Annotated in this window: 18 protein-coding genes; 11 read left to right on the top strand and 7 right to left on the bottom strand. The window is 68.9% G+C overall.

Going from position 1 to position 24,323, the window contains the following annotated elements; all coding sequences use genetic code 11:
- Positions 1-27 precede the first annotated feature (27 nt).
- The 3 genes from D7D94_RS07705 to D7D94_RS07695 form a co-directional block, all read right to left on the bottom strand.
- Complete coding sequence (locus D7D94_RS07705) at positions 28-1,320, bottom strand: oligosaccharide flippase family protein (protein ID WP_156242056.1); 1,293 nt, start codon at positions 1,318-1,320, stop codon at positions 28-30.
- The gene (locus D7D94_RS07700; RefSeq protein ID WP_156242055.1) at positions 1,307-2,203 is read right to left on the bottom strand and encodes a glycosyltransferase family 2 protein; all 897 of its coding nucleotides are present in this window, start codon (positions 2,201-2,203) and stop codon (positions 1,307-1,309) included. The genes D7D94_RS07705 and D7D94_RS07700 overlap by 14 nt, the downstream gene beginning before the upstream one ends.
- Before the next feature lie 84 nt (positions 2,204-2,287).
- Positions 2,288-3,673, bottom strand: coding sequence for an O-antigen ligase family protein (locus tag D7D94_RS07695; protein WP_156242054.1), 1,386 nt, complete (start codon positions 3,671-3,673; stop codon positions 2,288-2,290).
- Positions 3,674-3,900: 227 nt separating this feature from the next.
- On the opposite strand from D7D94_RS07695, the gene D7D94_RS07690 reads away from it, so the two are divergent.
- Positions 3,901-5,721 carry a DUF4012 domain-containing protein gene (locus D7D94_RS07690; protein WP_156242053.1) on the top strand — a complete coding sequence of 607 codons (1,821 nt, stop codon included), beginning with the start codon at positions 3,901-3,903 and terminating at the stop codon, positions 5,719-5,721.
- A 10-nt stretch (positions 5,722-5,731) separates the two neighbouring features.
- Here D7D94_RS07690 and D7D94_RS07685 read toward each other — a convergent pair whose 3' ends face one another.
- Positions 5,732-6,457, bottom strand: a complete 726-nt coding sequence (locus tag D7D94_RS07685) for an SDR family oxidoreductase (RefSeq protein WP_156242052.1) — start codon at positions 6,455-6,457, stop codon at positions 5,732-5,734.
- A gap of 93 nt (positions 6,458-6,550) precedes the next feature.
- Here D7D94_RS07685 and D7D94_RS07680 point away from each other — a divergent pair, with 93 nt between their 5' ends.
- The 4 genes from D7D94_RS07680 (at position 6,551) to D7D94_RS07665 (ending at position 10,535) form a co-directional block, all read left to right on the top strand.
- Positions 6,551-7,333 (top strand): SDR family NAD(P)-dependent oxidoreductase, encoded by a 783-nt coding sequence (locus tag D7D94_RS07680; RefSeq protein ID WP_156242051.1) that lies wholly within the window; start codon positions 6,551-6,553, stop codon positions 7,331-7,333.
- Between the two features lie 60 nt (positions 7,334-7,393).
- Positions 7,394-8,500 carry a glycosyltransferase gene (locus D7D94_RS07675; RefSeq protein ID WP_425486967.1) on the top strand — a complete coding sequence of 369 codons (1,107 nt, stop codon included), beginning with the start codon at positions 7,394-7,396 and terminating at the stop codon, positions 8,498-8,500.
- Between the two features lie 85 nt (positions 8,501-8,585).
- Complete coding sequence (locus tag D7D94_RS07670; RefSeq protein WP_156242049.1) at positions 8,586-9,341, top strand: hypothetical protein; 756 nt, start codon at positions 8,586-8,588, stop codon at positions 9,339-9,341.
- A gap of 144 nt (positions 9,342-9,485) precedes the next feature.
- Positions 9,486-10,535 carry an acyltransferase family protein gene (locus D7D94_RS07665; protein WP_173024252.1) on the top strand — a complete coding sequence of 350 codons (1,050 nt, stop codon included), beginning with the start codon at positions 9,486-9,488 and terminating at the stop codon, positions 10,533-10,535.
- Positions 10,536-10,604: 69 nt separating this feature from the next.
- Here D7D94_RS07665 and D7D94_RS07660 read toward each other — a convergent pair whose 3' ends face one another.
- Both D7D94_RS07660 and D7D94_RS07655 read right to left on the bottom strand, forming a co-directional pair.
- Positions 10,605-10,949, bottom strand: coding sequence for a DUF7882 family protein (locus tag D7D94_RS07660; RefSeq protein WP_156242047.1), 345 nt, complete (start codon positions 10,947-10,949; stop codon positions 10,605-10,607).
- A gap of 49 nt (positions 10,950-10,998) precedes the next feature.
- On the bottom strand, positions 10,999-11,508 hold the full coding sequence (locus tag D7D94_RS07655) for a hypothetical protein (RefSeq protein WP_156242046.1): 510 nt from the start codon (positions 11,506-11,508) through the stop codon (positions 10,999-11,001).
- Between the two features lie 754 nt (positions 11,509-12,262).
- On the opposite strand from D7D94_RS07655, the gene D7D94_RS07650 reads away from it, so the two are divergent.
- From D7D94_RS07650 to D7D94_RS07635, 4 genes are all read left to right on the top strand, one after another.
- On the top strand, positions 12,263-12,586 hold the full coding sequence (locus D7D94_RS07650; RefSeq protein ID WP_156242045.1) for a TraR/DksA family transcriptional regulator: 324 nt from the start codon (positions 12,263-12,265) through the stop codon (positions 12,584-12,586).
- A 451-nt stretch (positions 12,587-13,037) separates the two neighbouring features.
- On the top strand, positions 13,038-16,499 hold the full coding sequence (locus D7D94_RS07645; RefSeq protein ID WP_156242044.1) for a family 43 glycosylhydrolase: 3,462 nt from the start codon (positions 13,038-13,040) through the stop codon (positions 16,497-16,499).
- A gap of 19 nt (positions 16,500-16,518) precedes the next feature.
- A complete protein-coding gene (locus tag D7D94_RS07640) occupies positions 16,519-18,810 on the top strand; it encodes a glycoside hydrolase family 127 protein (RefSeq protein WP_156242043.1) in 2,292 nt (763 codons plus the stop codon).
- Between the two features lie 13 nt (positions 18,811-18,823).
- Positions 18,824-20,800 (top strand): OmpL47-type beta-barrel domain-containing protein, encoded by a 1,977-nt coding sequence (locus D7D94_RS07635; RefSeq protein WP_173024251.1) that lies wholly within the window; start codon positions 18,824-18,826, stop codon positions 20,798-20,800.
- A gap of 46 nt (positions 20,801-20,846) precedes the next feature.
- On the opposite strand, the gene D7D94_RS07630 is transcribed toward D7D94_RS07635, so the two are convergent.
- Positions 20,847-21,872, bottom strand: a complete 1,026-nt coding sequence (locus tag D7D94_RS07630) for a LacI family DNA-binding transcriptional regulator (RefSeq protein ID WP_156242041.1) — start codon at positions 21,870-21,872, stop codon at positions 20,847-20,849.
- 189 nt (positions 21,873-22,061) lie between these two features.
- Between D7D94_RS07630 and D7D94_RS07625 the strand changes: the two genes are divergently transcribed.
- Positions 22,062-23,357, top strand: coding sequence for an ABC transporter substrate-binding protein (locus tag D7D94_RS07625; RefSeq protein ID WP_216648643.1), 1,296 nt, complete (start codon positions 22,062-22,064; stop codon positions 23,355-23,357).
- Between the two features lie 63 nt (positions 23,358-23,420).
- Entirely contained in the window at positions 23,421-24,323 is a 903-nt protein-coding gene (locus D7D94_RS07620) for a carbohydrate ABC transporter permease (protein ID WP_156242040.1), read from the top strand.

Below are 24,323 nucleotides of genomic sequence, written 5' to 3'. Positions count from 1 at the left end.
GCTATGAACGAGATCGAGCGCCCAGACCTAGCGCCCTCGTCTCAGTAGCCCTCTTGCCATGGTCACCAGGAGACTGAGGTCTCCCCGGCGCGGAAAGAGGAGATCGCGCGCGGGCACTCGGATCACGCGGCGAGAGAGCAACAGCACAGTCTGACCGGTTACCGCGTTCGCTATCGCGGCTGCGCAGGCTGCACCCACCGCTCCATAAGGAGGAGCCAGGATCAAGAGGAGGACGACGTTGAGCACGACGCCGATGCATATGGCAAGGCTGCGAAGCAACGCCCGTCCGCGCGCAGCCACCCCGGCTCCGACCACCGACCCGGGGTTACCGACGATGACTCCCGCTAGGAGGATCACGACGACGAGCGGCACCTCGGCGAAGTCCTGACCGAAAAGGGGCACCGCCAAGACCGCCACTCCGATCGCGACCACTATCGACATGAATGCCGTGATCAACGTGGACAATCGCGATGCCGTTCCAAGGCTCGTGTCGTCGGTCGCGGCAGACTCGCGCGCGAAGATGACGTCTCGGACCGCGGCGTTGAAGACACGTGAGACGTCCGAAAGGCTGACGGCGACGGCGTACACGCCCAGTGCCGCTGCTGTGGACAAAGGTAGAAACAGCGCCTGATCTATGCGCGAGAGGAGCACGCCTGCCACAGCACCAGGCCAGATCGTGAGACCGAATCGCACCAGTTCACCCGAGGGTACCCGCGTCGGCTCTGTATTCTCCCTCTTGAGCAGCGCCAAGTATGGGAGCACGCCGGTGAAGGTGCCGAGCGTCAGCACGGCCGCGGCTGTGGCGGGCGTGAGCATGTCGAGAGTGAGCAGCCCGGCGAGACCGATGAGGCGGGTAGCCGCGCCCACCAGTTGCTCGGCGACCACGAGCCGCCACTTCTGGCGACCTCGCGCGATGCCTCTGCAGCACCCAGTAATCAGCGCGGGAACGACACCGAGAGCGCACAGCGAGATCAATGTCGCTAGCTGCCTGTCGCCGTCGGCCAGCACCATCGCGAGTAGCGCAATGGCTAGGGAACCGAAGCCGCCGGCGACCGCACTCACGATCAGAGCGCGGATTACTGTTCCCGTCGATATCGCCCGCATACGAGCCACGAAGTAGGTCAGAGCTTCCGGCATGCCGACGGTCAGGCCAGCGACACAGAGCATCAGCGGCGCCGTCGCCGCAGCGACCTCTCCGCGCCCGACAGCGCCGAGCCCGTTGGCAAGGATCGGTGCGGTGATGAGAGCAACCGCTGGCGCTGACAGATTCCCCAGCGTGACGACGGCGATGTTGCGTGAGCTGCCCCTACCGCTGGCCATCGGTGCCCGATGCTAGGTGCGCGGCGGCAAGGTCCCTCAGATCCTCAGCCGAGTAGGTCGCTCGGATCTGTCGGTCGTTCTCGCCGTCCGTAATGTTGAGGTGCCGAAGACCCCCGGCCTGGGTGCCCGCCAACGTGTCGAACTCGGACGACTGCTCGTGCACCAATTGCACGCGCCGTCCGGTGCGAAGCGCGGTCCAATGGAGCCAGATATCGTCGGCGCGCGGGCACTTGTTCAGGAAGTCTGTGCCGAGTTCGCGCAATCGGTCCAACATCGAAGGCGGGTAGTGGACACCTGAATGGCCGGTCGCGAAATTGAGCACAGACGGCGAACCGTCCGAGCTGAAGGGCCACGCTTCGTAAGGCGCCAGACCGCTCTCATCGAAGCTCACGCGCCTGGCCCGGTACGCAGTGACGTCCTGTGGGTTGCTCTGCGCTCGTCGCTCGAGAACCTCCAACCAGTCGGTCGGGTACAGCACGTCGTCGTCGGCGGTCACTAGCGGATCCGAGTGTTCCGACAGTGAGCTCACGTAGGGGAAGTACTTCTTGTGCGGACCGTAGTTCTCGGTACGCAGCACCTCGAGCCCGCGTTTCCTCTGCCGCTGAAGAGACTTCGGCAAGTTCGCCAGAGCTTCCTCCTCATCGAGCCAGAGGATGAGGCGAGAGGGCTTCAATCGACCTCGTCCGATGCTCTCGATTATAAGGTGCGTGGTCTGGATGCGCGTGCCGTACGAGGTGAGGGAGACGACGGGCCCGACGCCCGGGTGTGTGAGCGGCTCGTGCGACGCGCGTGAAAGGACGCCGAGCTTCCTGACCCAGAACCAGACGACTACGCGCCGGGCGCGACGTCGCAGCGCTCGTGAGATCCGACCGATATCAACCACTGCTGATTCTTCCTGTTGGCCTGCGGAGGGTGCATGACACTGCGGTGCCGAGGCCGCTCGTGAGCGGCGCGGGAGGGACGGTGGTCATCCCCAGGCGGAGAGGACCCAAGGCTCCCGTCGTTGGTCGCTTCGAAGCAGAGCGCTGCTCTCGACGCTCGCTGATGCCACGGATGGTGCCGCTGCGGCCGCAAGCATCACCCACACGACAAGGCTTGTCCAAGCAGGATAGGCAACAAGGCCTACCCCGATAGCGCCCACGAGGCCCACCACGCTTCGCGCCTCGCGTCGCCCAGTGATCAGGAGCAGGACGAGCAAGGAGGCGAAGATCGCGAGCGCGATCAGTCCCGTCTCCGCAGCCAACTGTGCGTACACGTTGTTCGCGATCGGACGCGCGGTTCCCTCGCCGAAGCGACGCGCGAGACCCGTGCGATCGAGATGATCCCAATAATGGAGCGCGTATCGGCCCTGGCCGACCCCGAGCAGCGGATTGTCTAGGGCAATCGAGAAGCCGGTGTCGGCGTTGGCAGTTCGCGACCGCAAGGAGTATCCGTAGGAGTCGCCCAAGCGGTTCTCGACCAGGCCCAACTTCGTCAGCTGGGCCGTCGCGAAGCGATTGAGTGGGGGCACGACCATGAAGAGGGTCGCTGCCGCAGCCACGACTCCGAGGGTGGCTAGCACAGAGCGACGCGACGGTCGCAGGATGATCATCAAGAGCACACCCACAGCAATCGCCACGATCGCGCCCGTCGATGCCGAGTAAGCGATGAGCGTCACTGCGACGACGACGCCCACCACATCACGCGAGCGGGCGAGCAGGAGGAGCGCGCAGGCTGCGAAGAATCCGAGGTAGTTGCCCTCCAGGAATGGACCATTCCTGGGCAGACCCGTACCGTACAGAGTTCCGATCTGGATGTTGCCGTTGACGGCTTCGAGCCAGCCCGAATCCAACGCCCAGGTGACGATCTGGATCACGCTATAGACCGCGGCCAGCCGCACCGCGACACCTACGGCACGCGCCAGCAGGGACCAATCCATGGAGTTGATGAGCGCGATGAACAGGGCGAGGGCGAACCCGGCGTAACAGGTATAGAGCCCGAGATCAAAGACAATGCCGCGCGGGTAGGCTTCGGCTCGCGGCGCGGGCGCCTTCGCGACCAGCGCCCAGCAGCTCGAGACGATGACCACCAGCGCGAGGGCGACAACGAGGCGTGCCGCCCACGTCGAGAACAACGGTCCTGTTCTCTTGAAGAAGTCCGTTCGCCTCTCAACGACGAAGAGGATGATCCCGACGAAAGCGAGTACTTCGGTCGCCTTGAGCGGAAATCCCAGATCCAAGGTCAGGGCCTGCTGGAATGGCAAGACCGCGATCGCGAGCCACAAGAACCGTGCACTCCAGGAGATACCCCGGAGGGCGTCCGGGATGGAATTCCTTCCGGATCGCAGTGCTGCTGCTTGCCTGTGGTTCATCATCTGGCGTTGCTCCGAGTTGCCACAGGCCGATCGGCTGCGGGTCGGCACATGCTATCGAACTGCTCTGAATGCCCTTCGGGATCCACATTCGAGGGCAGACGACGCTCAGCAGGGGCGCTTTGACCGCCCGCCTATGATTGACGGGATCGCAAGTAGGTTGGCCGTGACGCCGGCCGGACGTTACTCGAAGGGCTACGCATGGCGGCTGGACTGCGGGAGTTGGCGACATGACCGGAGAGGGAGCAGCGGGGCACAGGAACGGTGCACCCTCTGACAGTGCCAGCACACGGCGTAGGAAGCTGCGTCGCTGGCTCGGCTGGGGGATTCCGATCCTCCTGCTCGCCTGGGTCGCCGTGCTCGGGGTGAGCGCCTTCATTGCCTACAGCGCCCTGCGTGACGTGGTTCCTGTCGCCGGCGATGTCCAGGAACAGATCGCTTCGGGCGACTCCGCCGGTGCTCAGGCATCCGTCGATGAGGCGGCCGACAAGACCCGCACTGCTCGCATGGCGACTGGTCACGTTCTCTGGCGCGGCGTTGAGTGGCTGCCATTCATTGGCGACGACGTTCAATCGGTGCGGCTGGCGACCGCGGCCGCAGACGATCTCGTGCGCGATGCGCTCAAGCCCTTCGCTGGTGTGGAAATCAAGGCTTTGGGGCCGACGGACGGCGCCATCAACCTCGATGTCGTGCGCTCTATGGCCGAGCCCGTTTCGCAGGCTGCCATCGCGACAGAGGAGGTGCAGATCGATCTCTCCGCGATCGACACCTCGACGCTCGTCGCACCCGTCGGCGACGCGGTCGGACAGCTCACTGGCACGGTGAGCGACCTCTGGCCCTCACTCGTGCGCCTTGACGAGCTCATGCCTCACCTGCCGTCGATGCTCGGTGCGGACGGGCCGCGTAACTACATCACAATTGTGCAGAACAACGCCGAAGCGCGAACCACTGGTGGGAATCCAGCCTCGATCATGATGCTCACTGCTGATCAGGGTCGCATCGCCATTACCAAGCAGGCTGCTTCGACTGACTTCAACAACGCGCGAGAGACGCCGATCATCCCGCTCGACGAAGGCACAGAGACCCTGTACGGCGACCGTGTCGGGCGTTGGATCCAGGACTCTACGATGACCCCGAAGTTCAGCGAGACAGCCAACCTCGTCCGGGCTTTCTGGCAGGAGACGTATGGAGATCCTGGCGCGGGAGTTTTGTCGCTCGACCCCGTCGCGCTCGGTTACATGCTCGAAGCGACGGGAGGCGTCGGCCTGCCCAGCGGGCAGGAGCTGAATTCCTCCAATGCGGTCGATCTGCTGCTGAACGGGGTCTACTTCAAGTATCCCGGCGACACTGAATCCGAGAAGAAAGCCCAGGACGCGTTCTTCGCGGCGGCCGCCGGCGGTGTCTTCGAGAAGATCACTGGTGGCTCCGCTGACATAGTCAAGCTCGCGCAGGCCATCGGTAAGGCCTCTGGCGAAGGCCGCATCCTCTTCTCCTCGACGGATCCGATTGAAGCGCGCGCGGTCGAGGGAACGTCGCTGGCCGGTCCGCTTCCCGAGGACAACCAGAAGGAGACGGCTCTCGGTGTGTTCGTGAACGACACCACCGAGGGAAAGCTCGACTACTACGCAGATATGAGCGTGTCGGCTACGAGCAACGCCTGCCAGGCGGACGAGGCCCCGACATTCACGACTGAGGCGACCTACAACTACACGCTCGACCCTGCTGACGTCGCAACGCTGCCGTACTACATCTCGACTGCAAACCACTTCGCGAAGGGCAATAAGGCCACCGACATGGTGTTCTACGGACCTGTCGGCGGTACCTACGTCTCTGCGGAGGTCGACGGCGAGGCTGAGCAGCCCGACGTCGGAACGACCGACGAAGGGCGACCTGCGGTGCGCATCCGCGTGTTCAACGAGCCGTCGACGTCGCACACGTTCAAGGTGACCTTCGCGGGCGTCGCGGGGGAGGAGTACGGGCCCCTCGACGTGGTGCACACCCCGCTCGTCAAGAAGGTGCCGACGGAGGTGACTCAGCCGGATTGCGGCTGAGCGCCCGGCGCTACCGCTGGCTCGCGGGTGAGATCACGAGCTCGTCGATGCGGACGTGTGGGGGAGACTCCAGCACGAACTGCACGGCCCGCCCGACGTCGTCGGCGGTGAGCATCGTCGCGCGCTGCTCGGCACCCGGCACGTTCGGGCGCAGGTCGAGGAAGTCCGTGTCGACCTCGCCGGGGCAGAGATGGCAGGCCTCGATGTCGTGCCGGCCCTCCTGATCGTTGATCGAGGAGACGAGCGGCGAGAGCGCGGTCTTGCTCGCGGAGTAGGCGACGCCCGAGTCGGGTGAGAAGCGCCATCCTGCCCGAGAGGAGATGACGACGATGTCTCCGCGCTCGCGCTGGCGCATCCCAGGCAGCACGAGGTCGACCGCGCGCGCGATGCTCGTGAGGTTGGTGTCGACGATGGCGGCGAACTCCTCCAGCGACTGATTCGCCCAGTTGCGGCGCGGAGCGTTGAGGCCCGCCGCGAGCACGAGCGCGTCCACCGGTCCGCACGACTGCGCGATCCGCGCGTGCGCGTCCGCGAGCGCCGCGGCGTCCCGTACATCGACGGGCACCTCGAACGCTTCCCCGCCGGCGGCGCGCACCTGCGCGGCGGTCTCGGCGAGCGCATCCGCACGGCGTCCGCTCACGGCCACGCGCCATCCGCTCGTGCCGGCCGCAATCGCTGCCGCACGGCCCATGCCGCTGCCGGCCCCGGTCACCCACAGGACTCTGCGCTTCGTCATGACGGGGCTCCTTCGTGATCGGCGATGTCGGCGGATGAGCCCAGACTAGGCACAGCGGATGGCGCGAGCTACGACGACGGGAGAGAGGTACGCATGGACTTCGGGATCGCAGGACGCGTGGTCGTCGTCACCGGCGCCGGACGAGGGATCGGTCGGGCGATCGCAGAGGCCTTCGCGCAGGCGGGAGCCCACGTGGCGGCGCTGGATGTCGTCGCGGAGGGCGTGGAGGAGTTCGCCTCGACTGCAGACGGCCGAGGGCAGAGCGCTCTCGGGCTCGTCGCTGACGTCACCGACACGGCTTCGGTGCGGACGGCGCTCGCAGGCGTCGCCGAGCGCTTCGGTGGGATCGATGTCGTGGTGAACAACGCCGGCATCAACGTCGAGGGGCGCGTCGCCGACCTCGAGGAGGAGGCGTGGCAGCGCTGCTTCGATGTGAACGTGGCGGGCGTCTTCCGGGTCTGTCAGGCAGCCATCCCGTACGTGACCGAGAGCCAATACGGGCGGATCATCAATGCGGCGTCGTTCGCGGCGATCGTGCCAAGCGTTGGCAGCGCGGCGTATGCGGCCTCGAAGGCGGCGGTCGTGCAGCTCACACGCGTGCTCGCGGGGGAGCTGGGTCCGCACGGCGTCACCGTTAACGCCTACGCGCCGGGGATGATCCCGACCGCGATGAACGGCTTCGCGGAGATGCCGCAGCCCGCGCAGGATCGGCTGCTCGACACGCTCACGCTGCGTCGCTGGGGCTCGGCGGATGAGGTCGCCGACCTGCTGCTGTTCCTCGCGAGTGACGCGTCCCGGTACATCACAGGGACCCTTCTCGATGTGAGCGGCGGGAAGCTCGCGACGCAGGTTCCCGCGAAGGCGTACGAGGAGTAGGAGCCGCCCGATCTCTCAGAAACGCCGCCATAGGATCGAGGCACAGCTTCACCGGAGGAGATGGCGTTGAGCGGTCTGATCGTGCACGAGTGGCTCTCGCCCGCCGGCGGTTCCGAGAACGTGTTCGAGGCGATCGCGCGGGTCTTCCCCGACGCCGAGCGCTGGTGCCTCTGGAACGAGGCCGGCGAGCGCTTCCAGCCCGTGCACGAGACGCTGCTCGCGCAAACGCCGCTCCGGGGGCGGAAGGCCGTCGCGCTGCCGTTCATGCCGACGGTTTGGCGGCACCTGCCCGAGCGCGATGCCGACTGGGTTCTGACGAGCTCGCACCTGTTCGCGCATCACGCGCGCTTCGCGGGTCCGGCGCGGGATGCGCCGAAGGTCGTCTACACGCACACGCCGGCCCGGTACATCTGGGTTCCCGAGCTGGATGGCCGTGGCGACAGCCTGCCGGCCCGTGCGCTCTCGATGGCCCTGAAACCCCTCGACCGCAAGCGGGCCCAGGAGCCCGTCGCGATCGCCGCGAACAGCCGGTTCATCGCCGAGCGCGTCGCGGACGCATGGGAGCGCAAGGCCGAGGTCATCTACCCGCCGGTCGCCGTCGCCGGGTTCGGCCAGGAGCCGGAGCTCACCGCCGCCGAGCAGGATCGGCTCGACGCGCTGCCGGAGTCGTTCATCCTGGGGTTCTCGCGCTTCGTGCCGTACAAGCGGCTCGACGCGGCGATCGCGGCGGGCCGCGCGTCAGGGCTGCCGGTCGTACTCGCGGGATCCGGCCCGGACGAGGAGCGCCTGCGCGCCATCGCCGAGGAGACGTACCCGGGCGCGGTGACGTTCGTGCACCATCCGTCGACGCCGCTGCTCACAGCCATCCTGCAGCGGGCATCCGCGCTGGTGTTCGCGCCGATCGAGGACTTCGGGATCATCCCGGTCGAGGCAATGGCGGCGGGGACCCCTGTGCTGGCCAACGCCGTCGGGGGAGCGGTGGAGTCGGTGCTCGACGGCGTCACCGGCGCGCACGTGCACGACTGGGAGTCCCCAGCGGAGCTGGAGGCGGCGGTCTCGAAGGCGCTCGGGTCGTCGTCAGACGCGTGCCGCGTGCGGGCGGCGGACTTCGGGGAAGACGTGTTCGCGCGCGAGATCGAGAGGTTCGTCGCGCGCCACGCGTGTTGATCCGGCGATCAACGTCCCGCTAGAGTCGGCGGGTATCCGAAAGGGGGGCCATCCGGATGCTCTTTCACCCGAACGGAAGACATCCATGCGCACCCTGACCACGCGAGTGGCCGGCCTCGTCGCCGGCGCCGCCCTGGCGCTCGGCCTCGCTCTGCCCGCCGCGGCCGACACGGATGACGCCGTCATCGTCGACATCGAGCCCGCGGCATCCGCTCAGTCTCCGCACTTCGATGCGACCGGGCTGTCGGCGAAGGACGTCGTCGTCGGGCCGGATGAGGACGGCTGCCGGTACGTCACGGTCGCCCTCGAGAGCGAGATCGGCGAGGGCGTGGAGAGCTGGCACGCGCGGGTCGACGTTGCGCGCGGGTCGCGCCTCGTCACGTGGGTGGCGTTCTACTCCGACCGCAATCCGGACGAGAAGCGGCTCCAGTACTGCCCCTCGGATGGCCTGGGCGAGTTCACGCTCGGCTCCACCGAGTGGTGGGTCGACTACCCCTCGTCGTTCCGGAGCGGAGTGGATACGACGAAGGGGTCGTTCTACGCGCGAGCCGAGGCGAAGGCGAGCATCTCGTCCATCACGCGCTCCGGCGAGTACGCGACGGTGCGGGCGACCGCGACCCGCTTCAAACCCTACGCGGAGCCCGAGCACGTGACCTTCTCGGCGGACAAGGCCGTGCTGCAGGTGAAGGGCGACAAGGGCTGGAAGTCGGTCGAGACGAGCAAGCTCGTGAACGGCTCGGCCTCGTTCACGCACAAGAGCGGTGCCGGTCAGACGTACCGGGTGCTGATCCCGGAGACGGACACCACGACGGAAGCGGTCAGCGGGAGCGCGAGAAAGTAGAGCTGTTTGGACGTTGAGCGAGCGAAGCGAGACGAAACGCCGCAACCCGGCTCTCGACATCGGCTCACCGCGTTTCGTCTCGGTCGCTGGCGCTCCCTCGCTCAACGTCCGGCCGCGGCGACCGGGCCTCGTAGGATCGAGCGCGTGCCACAAACCGAGCGGATCGTCTGGATCGACGCCGCCCGCGGCGTCTGCGTCCTTGCGGTCGTGCTCATGCACACGACCCTCTCCGCGTACCTCGGCTACCTGCAGCCCGGCACATCCACCGGCTTCTGGTCGTGGTTCATCGACGCGATGACGCCGTTCCGGATGCCCGGGCTCGCCATGCTCTCCGGCCTCCTGCTCGCGAGGCGCGTCCGCACCGGATGGTCGGATCGCACCGTTCGCGTCTCCGTCGCCTCGTCGTCCTGGCTCTACGCCGTCTGGCTGCTCGCGTTCGCCCTCTTCGCCGGCCTCATCGGCTCGTACGTGTGGACGGGACCCATCGGCATGGGGGAGGGATTCCGCCTGGACGCCTACCTCGACCAGCTCGTCCTGCCGCGGACCATCCTCTGGTACGTCTTCGCGCTCGCGGTGTGGTCTGCGCTCCTCGCCACACTCCGCCGCGTCGACCCTGCGCTCATCCTGGTGGCGCTCGCCATCCTGTCGATCTGCAGCCACTACGTGCCGGTGGCGGACAACAACGATCAGTACCGCAACCTCATGCGCTACGCCGTGTTCTTCGCGATCGGCGTCTACGGGTCGAGTTGGCTGCGCGAGCGGGTGCATGCGCGCCACGCGCCGTTCGCCGTAGCCGCGCTCGCCGTGTACCTCGGCGCCGGCGGGATCATCGCCCAGGGAAATCCGCATGTGTACGTGGTGCTGTCCGTCCCTCGCGACGCGGCCGCGGCCATCCTGCTGCTTCTGCTCATGTCGGTGCTGTGCCGGGTGCGCGCGATCGGCGCGGTGCTGGGATGGGTCGGTCGGCGCACCCTGCCGATCTACGTGCTGCATGGGCTGCTGCTCGAGACGCTGGCGTACGTGCCGCACTGGGGGAGCGTCATCGACCGGGCCGGCGTGCGCAGCGTCGCGCCGCTCCTCGTCACCGCGGCCATCGCCTTCCTGAGCATCGGCGTGTTCGAGCTGGTCGTGCGCACACCCGCGCGCGTGGTGTTCGAGCTGCCGGGGCCGGTCAGGCGCGCGCTGCTGCGGTAGCGACGCCGCGGCCGGTGAGCTCCGGGCAGCCCGTCGATGATGGGCCTGTCGCGCAGCTGCCCGATGTCGTCAAGCAGCTCGGCGCACGGGCACCGGCGTCAGGGCAGCAGCAGGAGCAGTGTCCGCGTCGGAGAGGATGATGCCGGTGCTGGAGCCGGCTGCATCGGCGAGGTCGCCGAGCCACCGGGGATCCATCTCGACGGGTGTCGGGCTGCTGAAGACGAACCGCAGCGGAATGGATTCATGCATCCATATCGTGCTCCGCCCTTGTTCCTGATCGGTGCGATGCCGCCATGTGATCGTGAAGCTCTCATGTCGGCGCAATTTCGTGGCGATCACCGTGCGCAGATGCGCGAGCGTGCGATCCGGCATGTGAATAGGTGCGCCTTCGAGGCCATAGTGCAGAGTTCCCATTGTGAGCCCTTCCATCGAATGCGAACAGATCGATTACGGTGTCGGAATTTCAGATGAAGTCGTTGGTCGATGCCTCCGTGATGGTCTGATTGTGTATCTCCTGCGCAGAAAGCACCGCCGCGACGTTCACTCCGGGCGGCCGCTGAGCGAGCTCTCCGATCCTCTTCGCGACGAGCGCGGGGCTCGTGCTCGAGTCCACGAGAAGGACCGTGACGACGGTGTCGGTTCCGCGCACTTGCTGGAAGCGGCGATGAATCGACAATGCCCAACGTCGCAGCATCGTGTACGTCCACGGTTCGCGGCGACCGGCGTGCTCGATCACCGCGATGATCTGCGGCACCGACACGGGGAAGTCGCGAGCGGTTCGCCCCAATTCGTCCAGCTCCGCCACGAAGTCCGCCTTGGTGCGGGCCCTGCGCGCATCCACGCCGATGACCAGGAGATCCACGCCCCGCAACTGCAGCGGGTCTGCGTGGCAGATGCCGTCGAGGGTGCGCAGCGGATCGCCGTGGACGGCGATGCTGCCGGGTGTGCTGGCCATCCTCTCTGTGGTGGCCATCTCAACTGCCCTTCGCCAGCGGCCCAGGCGGTATGGAACAGGCGAGGCACTCGAGGAGGTAGGGTCGCGGCTTCAGCTGCTTCGCGGGGATCGGGCGCTGGCAGGAGATGCACCGCCCGTAGCGCCCCTCCGCGAGCCTCCTGAGCGCCGCGTTGACCTGGTGGAGGACCTCGCGCGACGGCGCCGCCAGAGCGTGCAAGACGGGATCCTCTGATCGGGGCGGCAGCGCGGTCAGAGCGTCCTCGTGCTGCCGTCGGTACTTCTGCAACTCATCTCGCAGGGCAGCGATTCGGGCGTCTGCTGCCTCGCCCACACGCGCTGCAGGGAAATCGTCCATGGTCTTCCATCCTTTCTCCGGATACGAAAAAGAACGCGCCGCACAGGTATGCGACGCGTTCTCCCGAGCAGGGCACTCCCGTTTCACGGGGGAGCTCGTCGAATATGAAGAAATCGCAGACCCGGTCCGGGTGGAAATACCACAGCCGACAGGAATCGGGCAACCGAAAGCGCCGAGACGTCGACACGAGGAATTGAAACGGTTGCCATGCCTTCACCATAGCGAGCAGCGGATTTAAAGCAACCGGGCCGGCCGCCGTGAGGTGGTATTTCCTTATAACGGCGGAAACTTGCCTTTTCTGCACGGCTCGCTATGGTGGGAGCACGAGAGGCCGATACGGGTTCCTCCGGGCCAGCAGTGCGTCGCTTCGGCGGCGCTTTTTTGTATTCGGCGCTTTTCCCCACGCAAGGAGCAGTGATGGCAGTCCAGACCCCCGCCCACATCGACGTCGGTGACGCCATCTCTGTGAGGAAGCAACTCGAGCAGCACCTGCAGGAACGCGAGGAGATTCTCCGCCAACTCGAACCTCGAGCACTTCCGAGCGTCGATCCCATCGCCTACCAGACCGTGGCGTCCACCCGGCTGGTGGTGAAGCAGATCAGCGCTGCTTTGCAGCGCCTCGATGCCGGAACGTACGGTCAGTGCGTCCGCTGCGGCAGCCAGATTCCGCCTGCTCGGCTCGGGGTGGTTCCTCACGCATCCGCTTGTGTCGCGTGTCACGGCCGCGGGGAAGCCGCCTAGCACCTCGACCGGCCACCGGGAGGCCGAGGACGGCGCTCAGTGCTGCGGCACCGTCGACCCGCGGATGATGGTCCGCACCGGCAGGTGGTGCGGCGCGGCCGAGCTCCTGGAGGTTCGCATCGACGCTCGTCAGCTCGGGGCGCGACGCCTCGGCGATCCTGCTGCTTCCGCTCATGTCGGTGCTGTTCCGCGTGCGGGTGATCGGCGTACCCTGCCGATCTGAGTGCTGCATGGGCTGATGCTCGAGACGGTGGTCTTCGCCCGGCACTGCGTCGTCGACCGTGCCGGCTGGCGCAGCGTCGCGCCGCTCCTCGTGACTGCGGCCGGTCAGGAACGCGCTGCTGCGGTGGGGTCTTCGAAAGGCTTCGAAAACGCTTGCGGCTCCGTCGCTGTTACCGGTAACGTCCGGGGCGATCCCCTCGACGCGGAGGGCGACGAAACGGAGGACGCCGTGGTCTCGACGTGGATGCGATGGGGGCGCCTGCTCTGCGCGGGCGCCGTGGCGGTGGCGCTGGCCGTGTCGACGCCGACGGCGGCGACCGCCGCCACGCAGAACCCGATCATCGGCGACGGCTCGGTGTACTCCGCCGACCCCACGCTGCTGGTCGCAGACGACACCCTCTATCTGCATGCCGGGCGAGACGAAGCGGGCGAGAACATCAACGACTTCGTCATGAACGAGTGGCAGGCGTTCTCCACCACCGACGTCGACGGCGGCGAGTGGGAGCACCACCCGTCGCTCATGCGCCCCGAGGAGGTCTTCGACTGGGCGACGCCCGGACGCGCGTACGCAGGGCAGGTCGTCGAGGGCACGGACGGACGGTTCTACTGGTACGTGCCGGTGCACGAGGCGGCGAGCACCGCGGACGACAAGTTCGGCATCGGCGTCGCCGTCTCCGACACGCCGCTCGGTCCGTGGACTGACCACGCCGACCGCCCGATCGTGTCGCAGACGATCCTCGACAACGACGCCCACAACATCGACCCGACCGTGCTCGTCGACGACGGCCGCGTCTGGATGCACTGGGGGAGCTTCGGACGCCTCCAGGCCATCGAGCTCGCCGCCGACATGAAGACCCTGGTCGGATCGCCCACGCAGATCACGAGCGGCGTCACCGGCTTCTTCGAGGCGCCGTGGCTCTTCGAACGCGACGACACCTACTACCTCGCATACGCCGCGAACAACGCCGGGCCGGCGAGCGGATGCACGGAGGCGACCTATCACGCGTGCATCGCGTACTCGACGTCGCCGAGCCCTCTCGGCCCGTGGACCCACCGAGGCCGGATCCTCGCCCCGGTGTCGTCGACGACCAGCCATCCGGCCATCGCGGAGTTCCAGGGCCAGTGGTACATGGCGTACCACACGGCCGATGCGGAAGGCGGCAACCACTTCCGCCGCTCGGTCGCGATCGACGAGCTCAACTGGGATGAGACGCAGACACCCGCCCGCATCCTGCCGGTGGTGACGACGCCCGCTCACGGCGCCGACCAGACCCCGCGCTCCAACGTCGCGCCATGGGCGACGGTCTCGGCATCGAACGAGCCGATTCCCACGCAGTACTGGATCAAGGCCCTCAACGACGAGCTCGTGCGCCCGAATCCGCTGCCGCCGGACATGTGGGGGAGCTGGACCGCGAGCCGGCCGGCGCAGGAGTGGATTCAGTACGACTGGACGACCCCGGTCCGCGTCGACCGCGCCCGCATCCAGTTCTGGCGCGACACCGCGCCGGGAACGGGGGATGGCGTGGCCGATCCTGCCGCCTGGCGGCTGCAGTACTGGGAAGCCGGCGAGTGGAAGGACGTCCGCGAGCCGAGCGGGTACCCCACCTCGACGCGCGAGATGCACGAGGTGACGTTCGAAGCGGTGACGACCTCGCGGCTGCGCGCCGTGCTCGACGCGGCTCCCGGCCCGGCGGGTCGGTACTCCGCCGTGGCTGTCGAGGAGTGGGAGGTGCACGCGGTGCAGCCCGACGGCGTCGCCGCGGTGACCGCGACCACTGTGGCAGGTGTCGCTCCGGACCTGCCGACGACCGTCGCGCTGGAATACGCGGGCGAGCACATCGCCGCACCCGTGCAGTGGGACGCGATCGACGAGGCTGCGTACGCGGCCGCCGGCACCTTCACCGTGAGCGGCTTCGTCGAGGGCTACGCCGCTGGCCGCATCTCGGCCGAGGTCGTGGTCCGTGATGAGCACCCGTGGCGCACCAACCTCGCGCTGACCGGCGCAGCGGCGGCGCAGTCGACGGCGACGGGCGCGACGACGGCGGCGCTCAACGACGGCGTCGTCGCGTACGACGGAGCGGAGGCGGCCGTGTGGCGGCCCGACCCGCGAAGCGGCGAGCCCGGCTGGGCGGGGTACTCCTGGGCCGCGCCGGTCGTCGTCGACACCGTCACCGCGCACTTCTGGACCGCGGACGACCTCGCCGACCTGCCGGCCGCCTGGGCCGTGCAGGTGCGGGTGGACGGGGTCTGGACCGATGTGTCGGACGCCGACGCCGCACCGATCGAGGCCGGGGCGGCGAGCACCGTCACGTTCGCACCCATCGCCGCCGACGCGGTCCGCGTCATGCTGACGCCGCAGGACGGCGGCGCCTCGCCGGCGGCTCTCGGCGAGCTGGAGGTGCTCGGGGAACCGCAGGACGCCCTCGCACCCGAGGTGACGCTGACCACGACGGGCGTCGCAGGGGCGGAGGGCTGGTTCGTGTCGCCGGTCACCATCCGCGCGGCGGCGATCGACGACCACGACCAGCGCACCACCATCGACTTCGCCGTCGGCGACGCGCCCTGGCGCACCACGACGGACGTCCGCGCCGTCGAGGAGACGCTGTCGGAGGATGGCGAGCACACCGTGCGCGCGCGGGCGACGGACGCCGCGGGCAACGTGTCGGAGGTCGGCTCCACCACCGTGCGCATCGACACCGTGCGGCCCACCGTGACGGGCGCGCTCGACGCGGGGGCGCGCACGGTCAGCGCGGAGGCCGCCGATCGGGGATCGGGGATCGCGCGCGTCGAGTACGCGATCGACGCCCCCACCGCGTGGACCGCATATACGGAGCCCGTGGCGGTCGACGAGCAGCCCCATCGCCTGCTCCTGCGCGCGCGGGATGCGGCGGGCAACGTGTCGCTGACCGCGAGCGTCGACGTGCCCATCGGCTCCGACGTGCCGATGGAGGGCAACGTCGCTCCGCGAGCCACGGCCACCGCCTCGTACACCTCGGGATGGAACAGCGTGGCCGCCGTCAACGACGGATCGCTCACCGGCTCGTCGTGGGGCACCTGGCCGAACGTCGGCGAGCAGTGGGTGCAGCTGGAATGGGATCGCGCCGTCACGCTCGACCGCGCGGGCGTGCTCTTCTTCCGCGACGCAGCGGATGCCGCGAACGCCGGGATGATCCCGCCGCGGGAGTGGCGCCTGCAGTACCGCGACGAGGCCTCCGGTGAGTGGCGCGACGTCGACACGGATGACCCGTACGCGCGCTCCTCGGAGACCCTCAACGAGGTGACCTTCGCCCCCGTCACGACGTCGCGCCTGCGCGTGCTCATGCAGGCGTGGGGCGACGCGAGCGCACAGGGCTCGAGCGGCATCCTCGAGTTCGAGGCGTGGGCGGCGGAGTCCGCCTCACCGACGCTCGACGTGGACGTCACGACGACTGCGCGCTGCGTGGCCTCCAAGGCGACCCTCGTCGTGACGGCCGCCAACGCGGACGACGCGCCCGTGACCATCCGGCTGGACACGCCCTACGGCAAGCGCACCATCGCCGAGCTCGCACCGGGTTCGCGTGCCAGCCAGGCCTTCTCGACGCGCATGAGCGCCATGCCCGAGGGCACCATGGCCGTCACCCTGACCAGCGGCGCCGCAGACACGGCGTCGGAGGAACAGCGGGTCGTCGTCTTCGACGAGCAGTCCTGCTGATGACCGAGAGGAAATCCCTATGACCGTCACCCGACGATCACCCGTCACGCGCCGTCACGTGCTGCGCGGCGGGCTGGCCTTCGCCGGCATCGTCGCCGGCACCGCCGTGCTCGGTGAGCAGGCCGCCCGCGCCGCCGGTCCGAGCGCGGCGGCCTTCCGCACGCCGGGACACACGCATGCCATGGGCGCCGTGCGCGCGAGCCAGACCCTCGTGTACCCGGAGGCGTGGAAAGTGCGCCCGTTCCCGCTCAGCGCCGTGAAGCTCGGAAAGAGCGTCTTCACGCGCGCGCTGGACCAGCATCTCGTGCTCTTCCGCGCCTACCCGGTGGACAAGATCCTCGCCGTCTACCGACGCAACGCGGGCCTCGCGACCGCGGGCGCGACGCCGCCCGGGGGATGGGAGGAGTACGGTCCGGCTCCCGACGCCCAACGGTGGGGGCCGCGGGAGTACAAGCGCGGCCAGAACACCGGCGGCGCGGGCGGGCTGCTGCGCGGCCACTACGGCGGCCACTTCCTCAGCGGCGTCTCGATGGCGTACGCGGCGACCGGAGAGACGGCGCTGCTCGACAAGGTGAACGCGATCGTGGACGGGCTGGAGGAGTGCCGCGCGGCGCTGGCCGCCCAGGAGTTCGACGGAGCGCCGCGATACTCGCACCCCGGCTTCCTGTCGGCGTACGGCGAGTGGCAGTTCTCCGCCCTCGAGGAGTACGCGCCCTATGGGGAGATCTGGGCACCGTACTACACGCTCCACAAGATCCTGGCGGGCTTGCTCGACGCCCACGCGCTGGCGGGCAACGCGAAGGCGCTCGAGCTCGCCGAGGGCATCGGGCACTGGGTCTTATCGCGGCTGTCCCGCTGCACCCAGGCGCAGCTCGACCGCATGTGGGGCTCCTACATCGCGGGCGAGTACGGCGGCATGAACGAGGTGCTGGTGGAGCTCTACTGGCGTTCGGCCGACCCGCTCAAGCAGGAGTTCCTCGACGCCGCCGACCGCTTCACGCTGCGGTCGCTCGTCGACGCGTGCGCGGCGGGCACCGACATCCTGAACGGCAAGCACGCCAACCAGCACATCCCGCAGTTCCCCGGCTATCTCAAGCTGGCGGCGGAGACGGGCGACCGCCACTTCATCGACGCCACCCGCGGGATGTACGACATGGTGGTGCCGGGACGCATGTATGCACACGGCGGCACGGGCGAGGGCGAGCTGTGGGGGCCGGCGGGAAGCGTCGCCGGCGACATCGGTCCGCGCAACGCGGAGTCGTGCGCCGCCTACAACATGCTGAAGGTCGCGAGCGGGCTCTTCTTCGACGAGCCCGACGCGCGCTACATGGACTACTTCGAGCGGACGGTCCTCAACCACATCCTCGGCGGCAGGCGCAACCGCGAGTCGACGACGGGTCCCGAGAACCTGTACATGTTCCCCGTGCACCCCGGTGCGCGCAAGGAGTACGGCAACGGCAACATCGGCACCTGCTGCGGCGGCACCGGGCTCGAGAGCCACGTGAAGTACCAGGAGGGCATCTACTTCCGCTCCGCCGACCAGTCGGAGCTCTACGTCAACCTCTACCTCGCCTCCACGCTCGTCTGGGAGGAGACCGGCCTCGAACTGCGCCAGGAGTCGTCGTACCCGGAAGGGGAGACCTCGACCCTCACGATCGTGACGGCGCCGAGCGGGCCGCTCGACGTGCACCTGCGCGTTCCCGGATGGTCGACCGGCGTCGAGATCACCGTGAACGGCGAGCCGGCCGACGCCGAGATCGCGCCGGGCTCGTACGCGACGATCTCGCGGACATGGGCGGCCGGTGACGTGATCGCCGTGCGCATCCCGCTCCGCCTGCGGCCCGAGGCGACCCCCGACCGAGCGGACATCCAGGCGCTCATGTACGGACCGGTCGTGCTCACCGCCGTGAGCTCCTCGACGAACTACCTCAAGGTGTCTCTCGCGGACCACCTGGGGCTCGACGGCACGGTGACCCGCGGCGTCGCGAAGCGGGACGGGAACGTGTTCGCGATCGGCGACCTCTCCTTCGAACCCGCATACGCCGGCCGCGATGTGGCGTACCACATGTACTTCCAGCGGCAGGAGCCGACCGTGAGCTTCGCGGGACGCGACTCGGGCGTCGCCAACCCGCGCCGCGACGAGACGACCCTCCTCGACGAGATCTGGGCGCAGGCGCCCTTCGCCGACCGGTCGGCGTTCCTCGAGGCGGTCGCCGCCGTGAGCGCGGACTACGTCTCGAGCGGCCTGCTGACCACCCGCAGTCGGCAGAAGATCCTGCTGGCCGCCGGCCGCGCCCCGATGGAGAGCTGACATGCGAGGAACGATGATCGACAGAGAGCGGATGGCCGGGGGCGCGCCGCAGAGGCGTCTGCCCGCCGCGCTCGCCATGGTCGCGGCAAGCGCCATGCTCGCGCTCGCCGCGGGCATGGCGGTCGCGCAGCCCGCCGCGGCGGAGGACCTCGTGGACGTGAGCCGAGCGGATCGCGAGAACGCGCCATCCGTCGAGGTGAGCTACGTCACGGGCTGGAACTCCGCCGTCGCGCTGAACGACGGCGCGACGGCCGCCACGAACGACTACACGCGGATGTGGGGAACGTGGGGCGACCCCGAAGCTCCGGAGCAGGATCAGGCCACCTACACGTGGGAGTCGCCCGTGACGGTGAGCTCGTCCACGCTGCACCTGTGGCAGAACCACCTCACCGGCGACTCCGGCGTCATGATCCCGGAGGCGTGGCACATCGAGTACCGCGACCCGTCGGGGGCGTGGGTGCCCGTGGCAGGTGACGACCTCGTCTACCCGCTGCCCGTCCTCGACGAGGCGGCTCCCGTGTCGTCGCTGCCAGCCGTGACCGCCGAGTTCGATGCCGTCACGACCGACGCCCTCCGCCTCACCCTCGACCGTGCGCAGGTGGGCGGCGAGTTCAAGGCCACGAGCGTCATCGAGTGGCAGGTCACCGGCTTCGACGCACCCGTCGCCGAGCCGGAGCCCGAGGACCCGACCGCGTTCCTCGAAGCCGAGCACGTCGCCGTGCGCACGACGACGGGCACTGCGCCCGCGCTGCCCGACGAGGTGTGGGTCCTTCAGGAGAACGGGCCGCTCGAGTACGTGGACGTCGAGTGGGAGACCGTCGACGCGGCCGACTACGCGGCGGCCGGCACGATCGAGGTCGTGGGCGATCCCGCGGGCTTCGACGGCCAGGAGGTCGCCGCCACCGTGTCGGTCGCCGACACGCTCTCGGACGTGATCGCGGACGTCGACTACGCCGTCACGCTGACGACCCCGGGCGTCGAGCCGGTGCTGCCGCGCACCGTCACAGCGACGTACGACGACGACACCCGCGGCGCCGTGCCGGTGACGTGGGAGGCGATCGAGCCCGGCCTGTACGCCGAGATCGATGCCATCTTCGACGTCGCCGGCGCCGTCGCCGGGTACGCCCCCGGCGCGGTGGGCACAGTCTTCGTCGTGGAGCCCGTGGTGCAGGACGCGCCGCTCGTCTCGATCGAGTTCGACGGTGCTCCGCAGGGCGCGGGCTGGTACACGACCGCTCCGACCGCGACCATCACGGCACAGGAGACGGCGAGCCCCGTCGCGACCGTCGAGTACACCCTCGACGGGCAGACGTGGCAGCCCTACACCGAGCCGATCGCCATCGATCGCGAAGGCGAGGTGACGGTGACAGCCCGCGCGACGAGCGAGGACGGCGCCGTCGGCGAAGCGGCCGAGACCATCCGCATCGACACCGTCGCCCCGCAGACCGCGGTCGACTTCGTCGTCGACGGCTCGTCGGCCACGGTGACGCTCGCGGCGGATGACGGCGAGCTCGGCTCGGGCGTCACCCGCGTGGTGTGGTCGGACGGCCCTGACCCGTCCCCGACGGGCGAATCGAACAACATGTACGCGACGTACGAGGAGCCCTTCACGGTGCAGCTCGGCGACGAGCCGCGGTACGTGCACGTGCAGGCGCAGGATGCCGCCGGCAACGTGGAGACGCACGTCACCGTCGAACTGCCGCGCGCGAGCGGGCTGCAGCTGGAGTCGGAGGCCAGCACGCGCTGCGCGGCCGGCCGGACGCAGCTCCTCGTCTCGGTCGAGAACGTCGACGACATCGCCGCCGACGTCGTGATCGAGACGCCCTACGGCACGCGCGAGGTCGACGACCTCGCAGTCGGCGCCCGGAAGTCGTTCGCCTTCGCGGTGCGCGGCGAGGCCGACGCCGACGTCGTCCGCATCACCGGCGAGGCCGAGGACGGCAGCACGTTCGCGGCCGAGTCCGCGTACGAGCTGGTGAGCTGCCGCTGACGCGGCACGGGGGGAGCGGTCGCCGCGGCGGCCGCTCCCCCCGTCGTCAGCGGCGGGGGACCGTCGAGCCGCGGATGACCGTGCGCACCGGGAGGTGGTGCACGCCGCGCGGCTGCTGCTGGGTCCCGTCCAGGGCGTCGAAGATGCGCTGCGCGGCCGCGCGGCCGAGCTCCTGGAGGTTCGCATCGACGCTCGTCAGCTCCGGGCGCGACGCCTCGGCGAGCAGGGTCCAGTTGTCGTAGCCCATGACGGCGATGTCGGCGGGCACGTCGCGGCCGAGATCCCGCGCCACGTCGAGCGCGCCGCGGGCGATCTGGTCGGAGCCGCAGAAGATCGCGTCGATCTCCGGATGGCGGTCGAGCAGCATCGCGGTGGCGGCCCGACCCCAGCGCTCCGACCACTCGGAGAGCATCGGCGTGCCGACGAAGGAGAGCCCCGCGGCGGCGAGCGCCTGCTGCGCGCCTTTGAGACGGTCTCGCGCGGCGGCGTACGCGGGGTCTCCGCCGATGTGCGCGATGCGGGAGCGACCGCACGCCACCAGATGCTCGATGGCCTCCTGTCCGCCCGTGACGTTGTCGGGTGTGAGCGACAGATCCTTCGGGTCGTCGGAGGGCGCGTACGCGTAGACGACCGGCACCGGGAGGTTGCGCCCCAGGCTGGGGCGGGGGTCGGTGTTGTCGCCGACCACGATGATCCCGTCGACACGACGGCTGAGGAGCGCCCGCAGATGGTGCTGCTCGCGCACGGCATCGCCGCGGGCGTCGCAGAGGAAGACGTCGATCTTCCCCGCACCGAAGGCGTCTTCGGCGCCCATCAGGATCGGGATCATAAAGCGGCCCTCGAGGTCGCTCGTGAGCAGACCCACCGTGCCCGTGCGGCCCGAGGTGAGTCCCCGTGCGACGGCGTTCGGGGTGAACTCCAGCGCCGCCGCGGCGGCGAGCACCCGCTCCCGGGTGCGCTCCGCGACATCCGCTCGCCCGTTGAGCGCCTTCGAGGCGGTGGCGAGCGAGACGCGCGCGCGTTCGGCGACGTCGTTCAGCGTCGCCGCGCGCTTCGGACTCTCATCGATCATTCCCAAAGCGTGCCACACGAAAACGCCGAAAGCGCCATCGAACGCACGCGAAAAATTCCCCTTGACGTCCGCGCAGGCCGCTCGATATGGTGCCGAAAGGCGTTTCGGAATCTTTCGTCGCCATACCCGAGAGCACACCGACCCCCCGGTCGCGGTGGGCTCGCTCGATGAGGAGCCAAGGAGCATCACATGATGAAGACCATTCGGCGCAGCGCAGTGGCGCGCGCTGCCGGATTCGCCGCTGCGGGCCTGCTCGCCGCGAGCCTCGCCGGCTGCGCCGGCTCGGGCGGCCAGACCGCAGCGGCGGAGATCCCCGCCGAGGGCGTTGACGACGGCTCGACGCTCACCCTGTGGACGCGCGCGCCGATCGAGGCGCAGGCGAAGCTGCTCGTCGAGGCGTACAACGACTCGCACGAGAACCAGGTCGAGCTCACCGTCGTGCCGAACGACGACTACGTCGCGAAGGTCGGCGCGGCGGCCGGCTCCGGCGGCCTGCCCGACCTGTTCGCCGCCGACGTCGTCTACGTGCCGAACTGGGCCGAGCAGGGACTGTTCCAGGACATCGCGCCGCTCGTGGACCAGCTGGACTACGCGGACGAGATCAACCCCGGTCACATGTCGGCCAGCACCATCGACGACGCCGAGTACAGCCTGCCCTTCGTGCTCGACCTCTCCGTGATGATGTGGAACAAGGACCTCGTGGAGCAGGCGGGCTTCGACCCCGAGAAGGCGCCGGAGAGCATCGCGGAGTTCGCGGAGATCGCCCGGGGCGTCGACGAGCTCGGGCTCGACGGGGTGTCCGGCACGGCGACCGGCCTCAACTGCGGCGGCTGCCTGCTGTTCACCTGGTTCCCGTCGATCTGGGCGTCGGGCGAGGAGGTCCTCAGCGAGGACGGCACCGAGGCCATGCTCGACGGCGACGCCGCGCAGGAGATCTACGCGACGTGGAAGGGGCTCGCCGACGACGGCGTCCTCGCCCCGGGTTCCGAGGACGAGACCGGCGCGACCTGGGTCGCCGGCTTCCAGGAGGGCAAGGTCGGGATCATGCCCTACCCGGCGACCCTCCTGCCCTCGCTGAGCTTCGACGCCGGCGTCGCCGGTCTCCCGGGCGTGGACGGCGGAGCCTCCACGTTCGTCGGCGGCGACAGCATCGGCATCTCCAAGGACTCCGACCTCTCCGGACAGGCGTGGAACTTCCTGTCGTGGATGATGTCCGAGGAGGCGCAGGTCGACGTGCTGGCGCAGGGCGGCAACGCGGTCTCCCGCGGCGACCTGGCGGACAACGAGTACGCCTCCGCCGACCCGCGTCTGGTGGCCATCAACGAGGTCGCCGCACAGGGCGACACCCCCGTCGCCACGCACTTCCAGGAGGCGTTCAACGCCGCCGGCAGCCCCTGGCTGACGCTCGTGCGCAACGAGGTGCTCGGTGACGGCGGAACCCTCGAAGAGGACAACGCCGCCCTGACCGAGATCCTCTCGCAGTAGTCGTGCCGCCGCCCCGGCTCCGTGCCGGGGCGGCCGCATCTGCTCCCTTCCGGAAGGATCCTCATGATCACCGCGGCACCATCCGCCCGCCCGCGTTCTCGCACCCGGCGCTCGCAGGCGCTTCAGGGCTGGCTCTACGCCTCGCCCACCGCCCTCTTCGTCGGGGTGCTCTTCGTCATCCCGCTCGCCCTCGTCTTCGTCATGTCGTTCTCGGACTGGCCCCTTCTCGCGGGATTCCGCGGGTGGAACCTCCCGGAGAACTTCCGCGAGGCCGTCGACCACCGTCGCTTCTGGGACGCCATCCGCTTCACCGTCGTCTACACGCTGATCGCGACCGTGCTCCTCATCGGCCTGGGCCTCGGGCTCGCGCTGCTCGTGCAGGAGTCGTCGCGGTGGCGCTCGTTCCTGCGGACGGCCTTCCTCATCCCGAGCGCGCTCGGCCTCGCGTCGGCCTCGCTGCTGTTCTACGTGCTGTACTCGCCGATCGCGGGCCCGCTGGCCGGATGGATGGAGTCGGCCGGGTTCACCATCCTCGGGAGCCCGGGCGGTGCGCTCTGGGCGACGGTGTTCCTCATCGTGTGGCGGTTCACCGGCTTCTACATGCTGCTCATGCTGGTGGGGCTCCAGGCCATCCCCGGCGAGGTCTACGAGGCCGCGCGCATCGACGGCTCGTCGCGCCTTCAGACGTTCCTCTACGTCACGGTCCCGCTGCTGCGCTCCACCTTCGCGCTCACGATCGTCATGTGCGTGACCGGATCGCTCCTCGCGTTCGAGCAGTTCTACATCCTCACCAAGGGCGGCCCCGACAACAGCACCACCACGGTCGTGCAGCTCATGTACGCCATGGCGTTCCAGGGGCAGAACGATCTCGGCGTCGCCGGCGCGCTCTCGGTGATCGTGCTGATCGCGCTCGTCCTCATCAACGTCTTCCAGCTGCGGGTGCTCCGCGGCGGAGAGGAGAGCTGA

Source organism: Microbacterium oryzae (assembly GCF_009735645.1).
In the GTDB taxonomy this organism is placed as follows: domain Bacteria; phylum Actinomycetota; class Actinomycetes; order Actinomycetales; family Microbacteriaceae; genus Microbacterium; species Microbacterium oryzae.
Note: the sequence above shows the minus strand (reverse complement) of the source record. Positions and strands in the feature narration are given on the sequence as shown.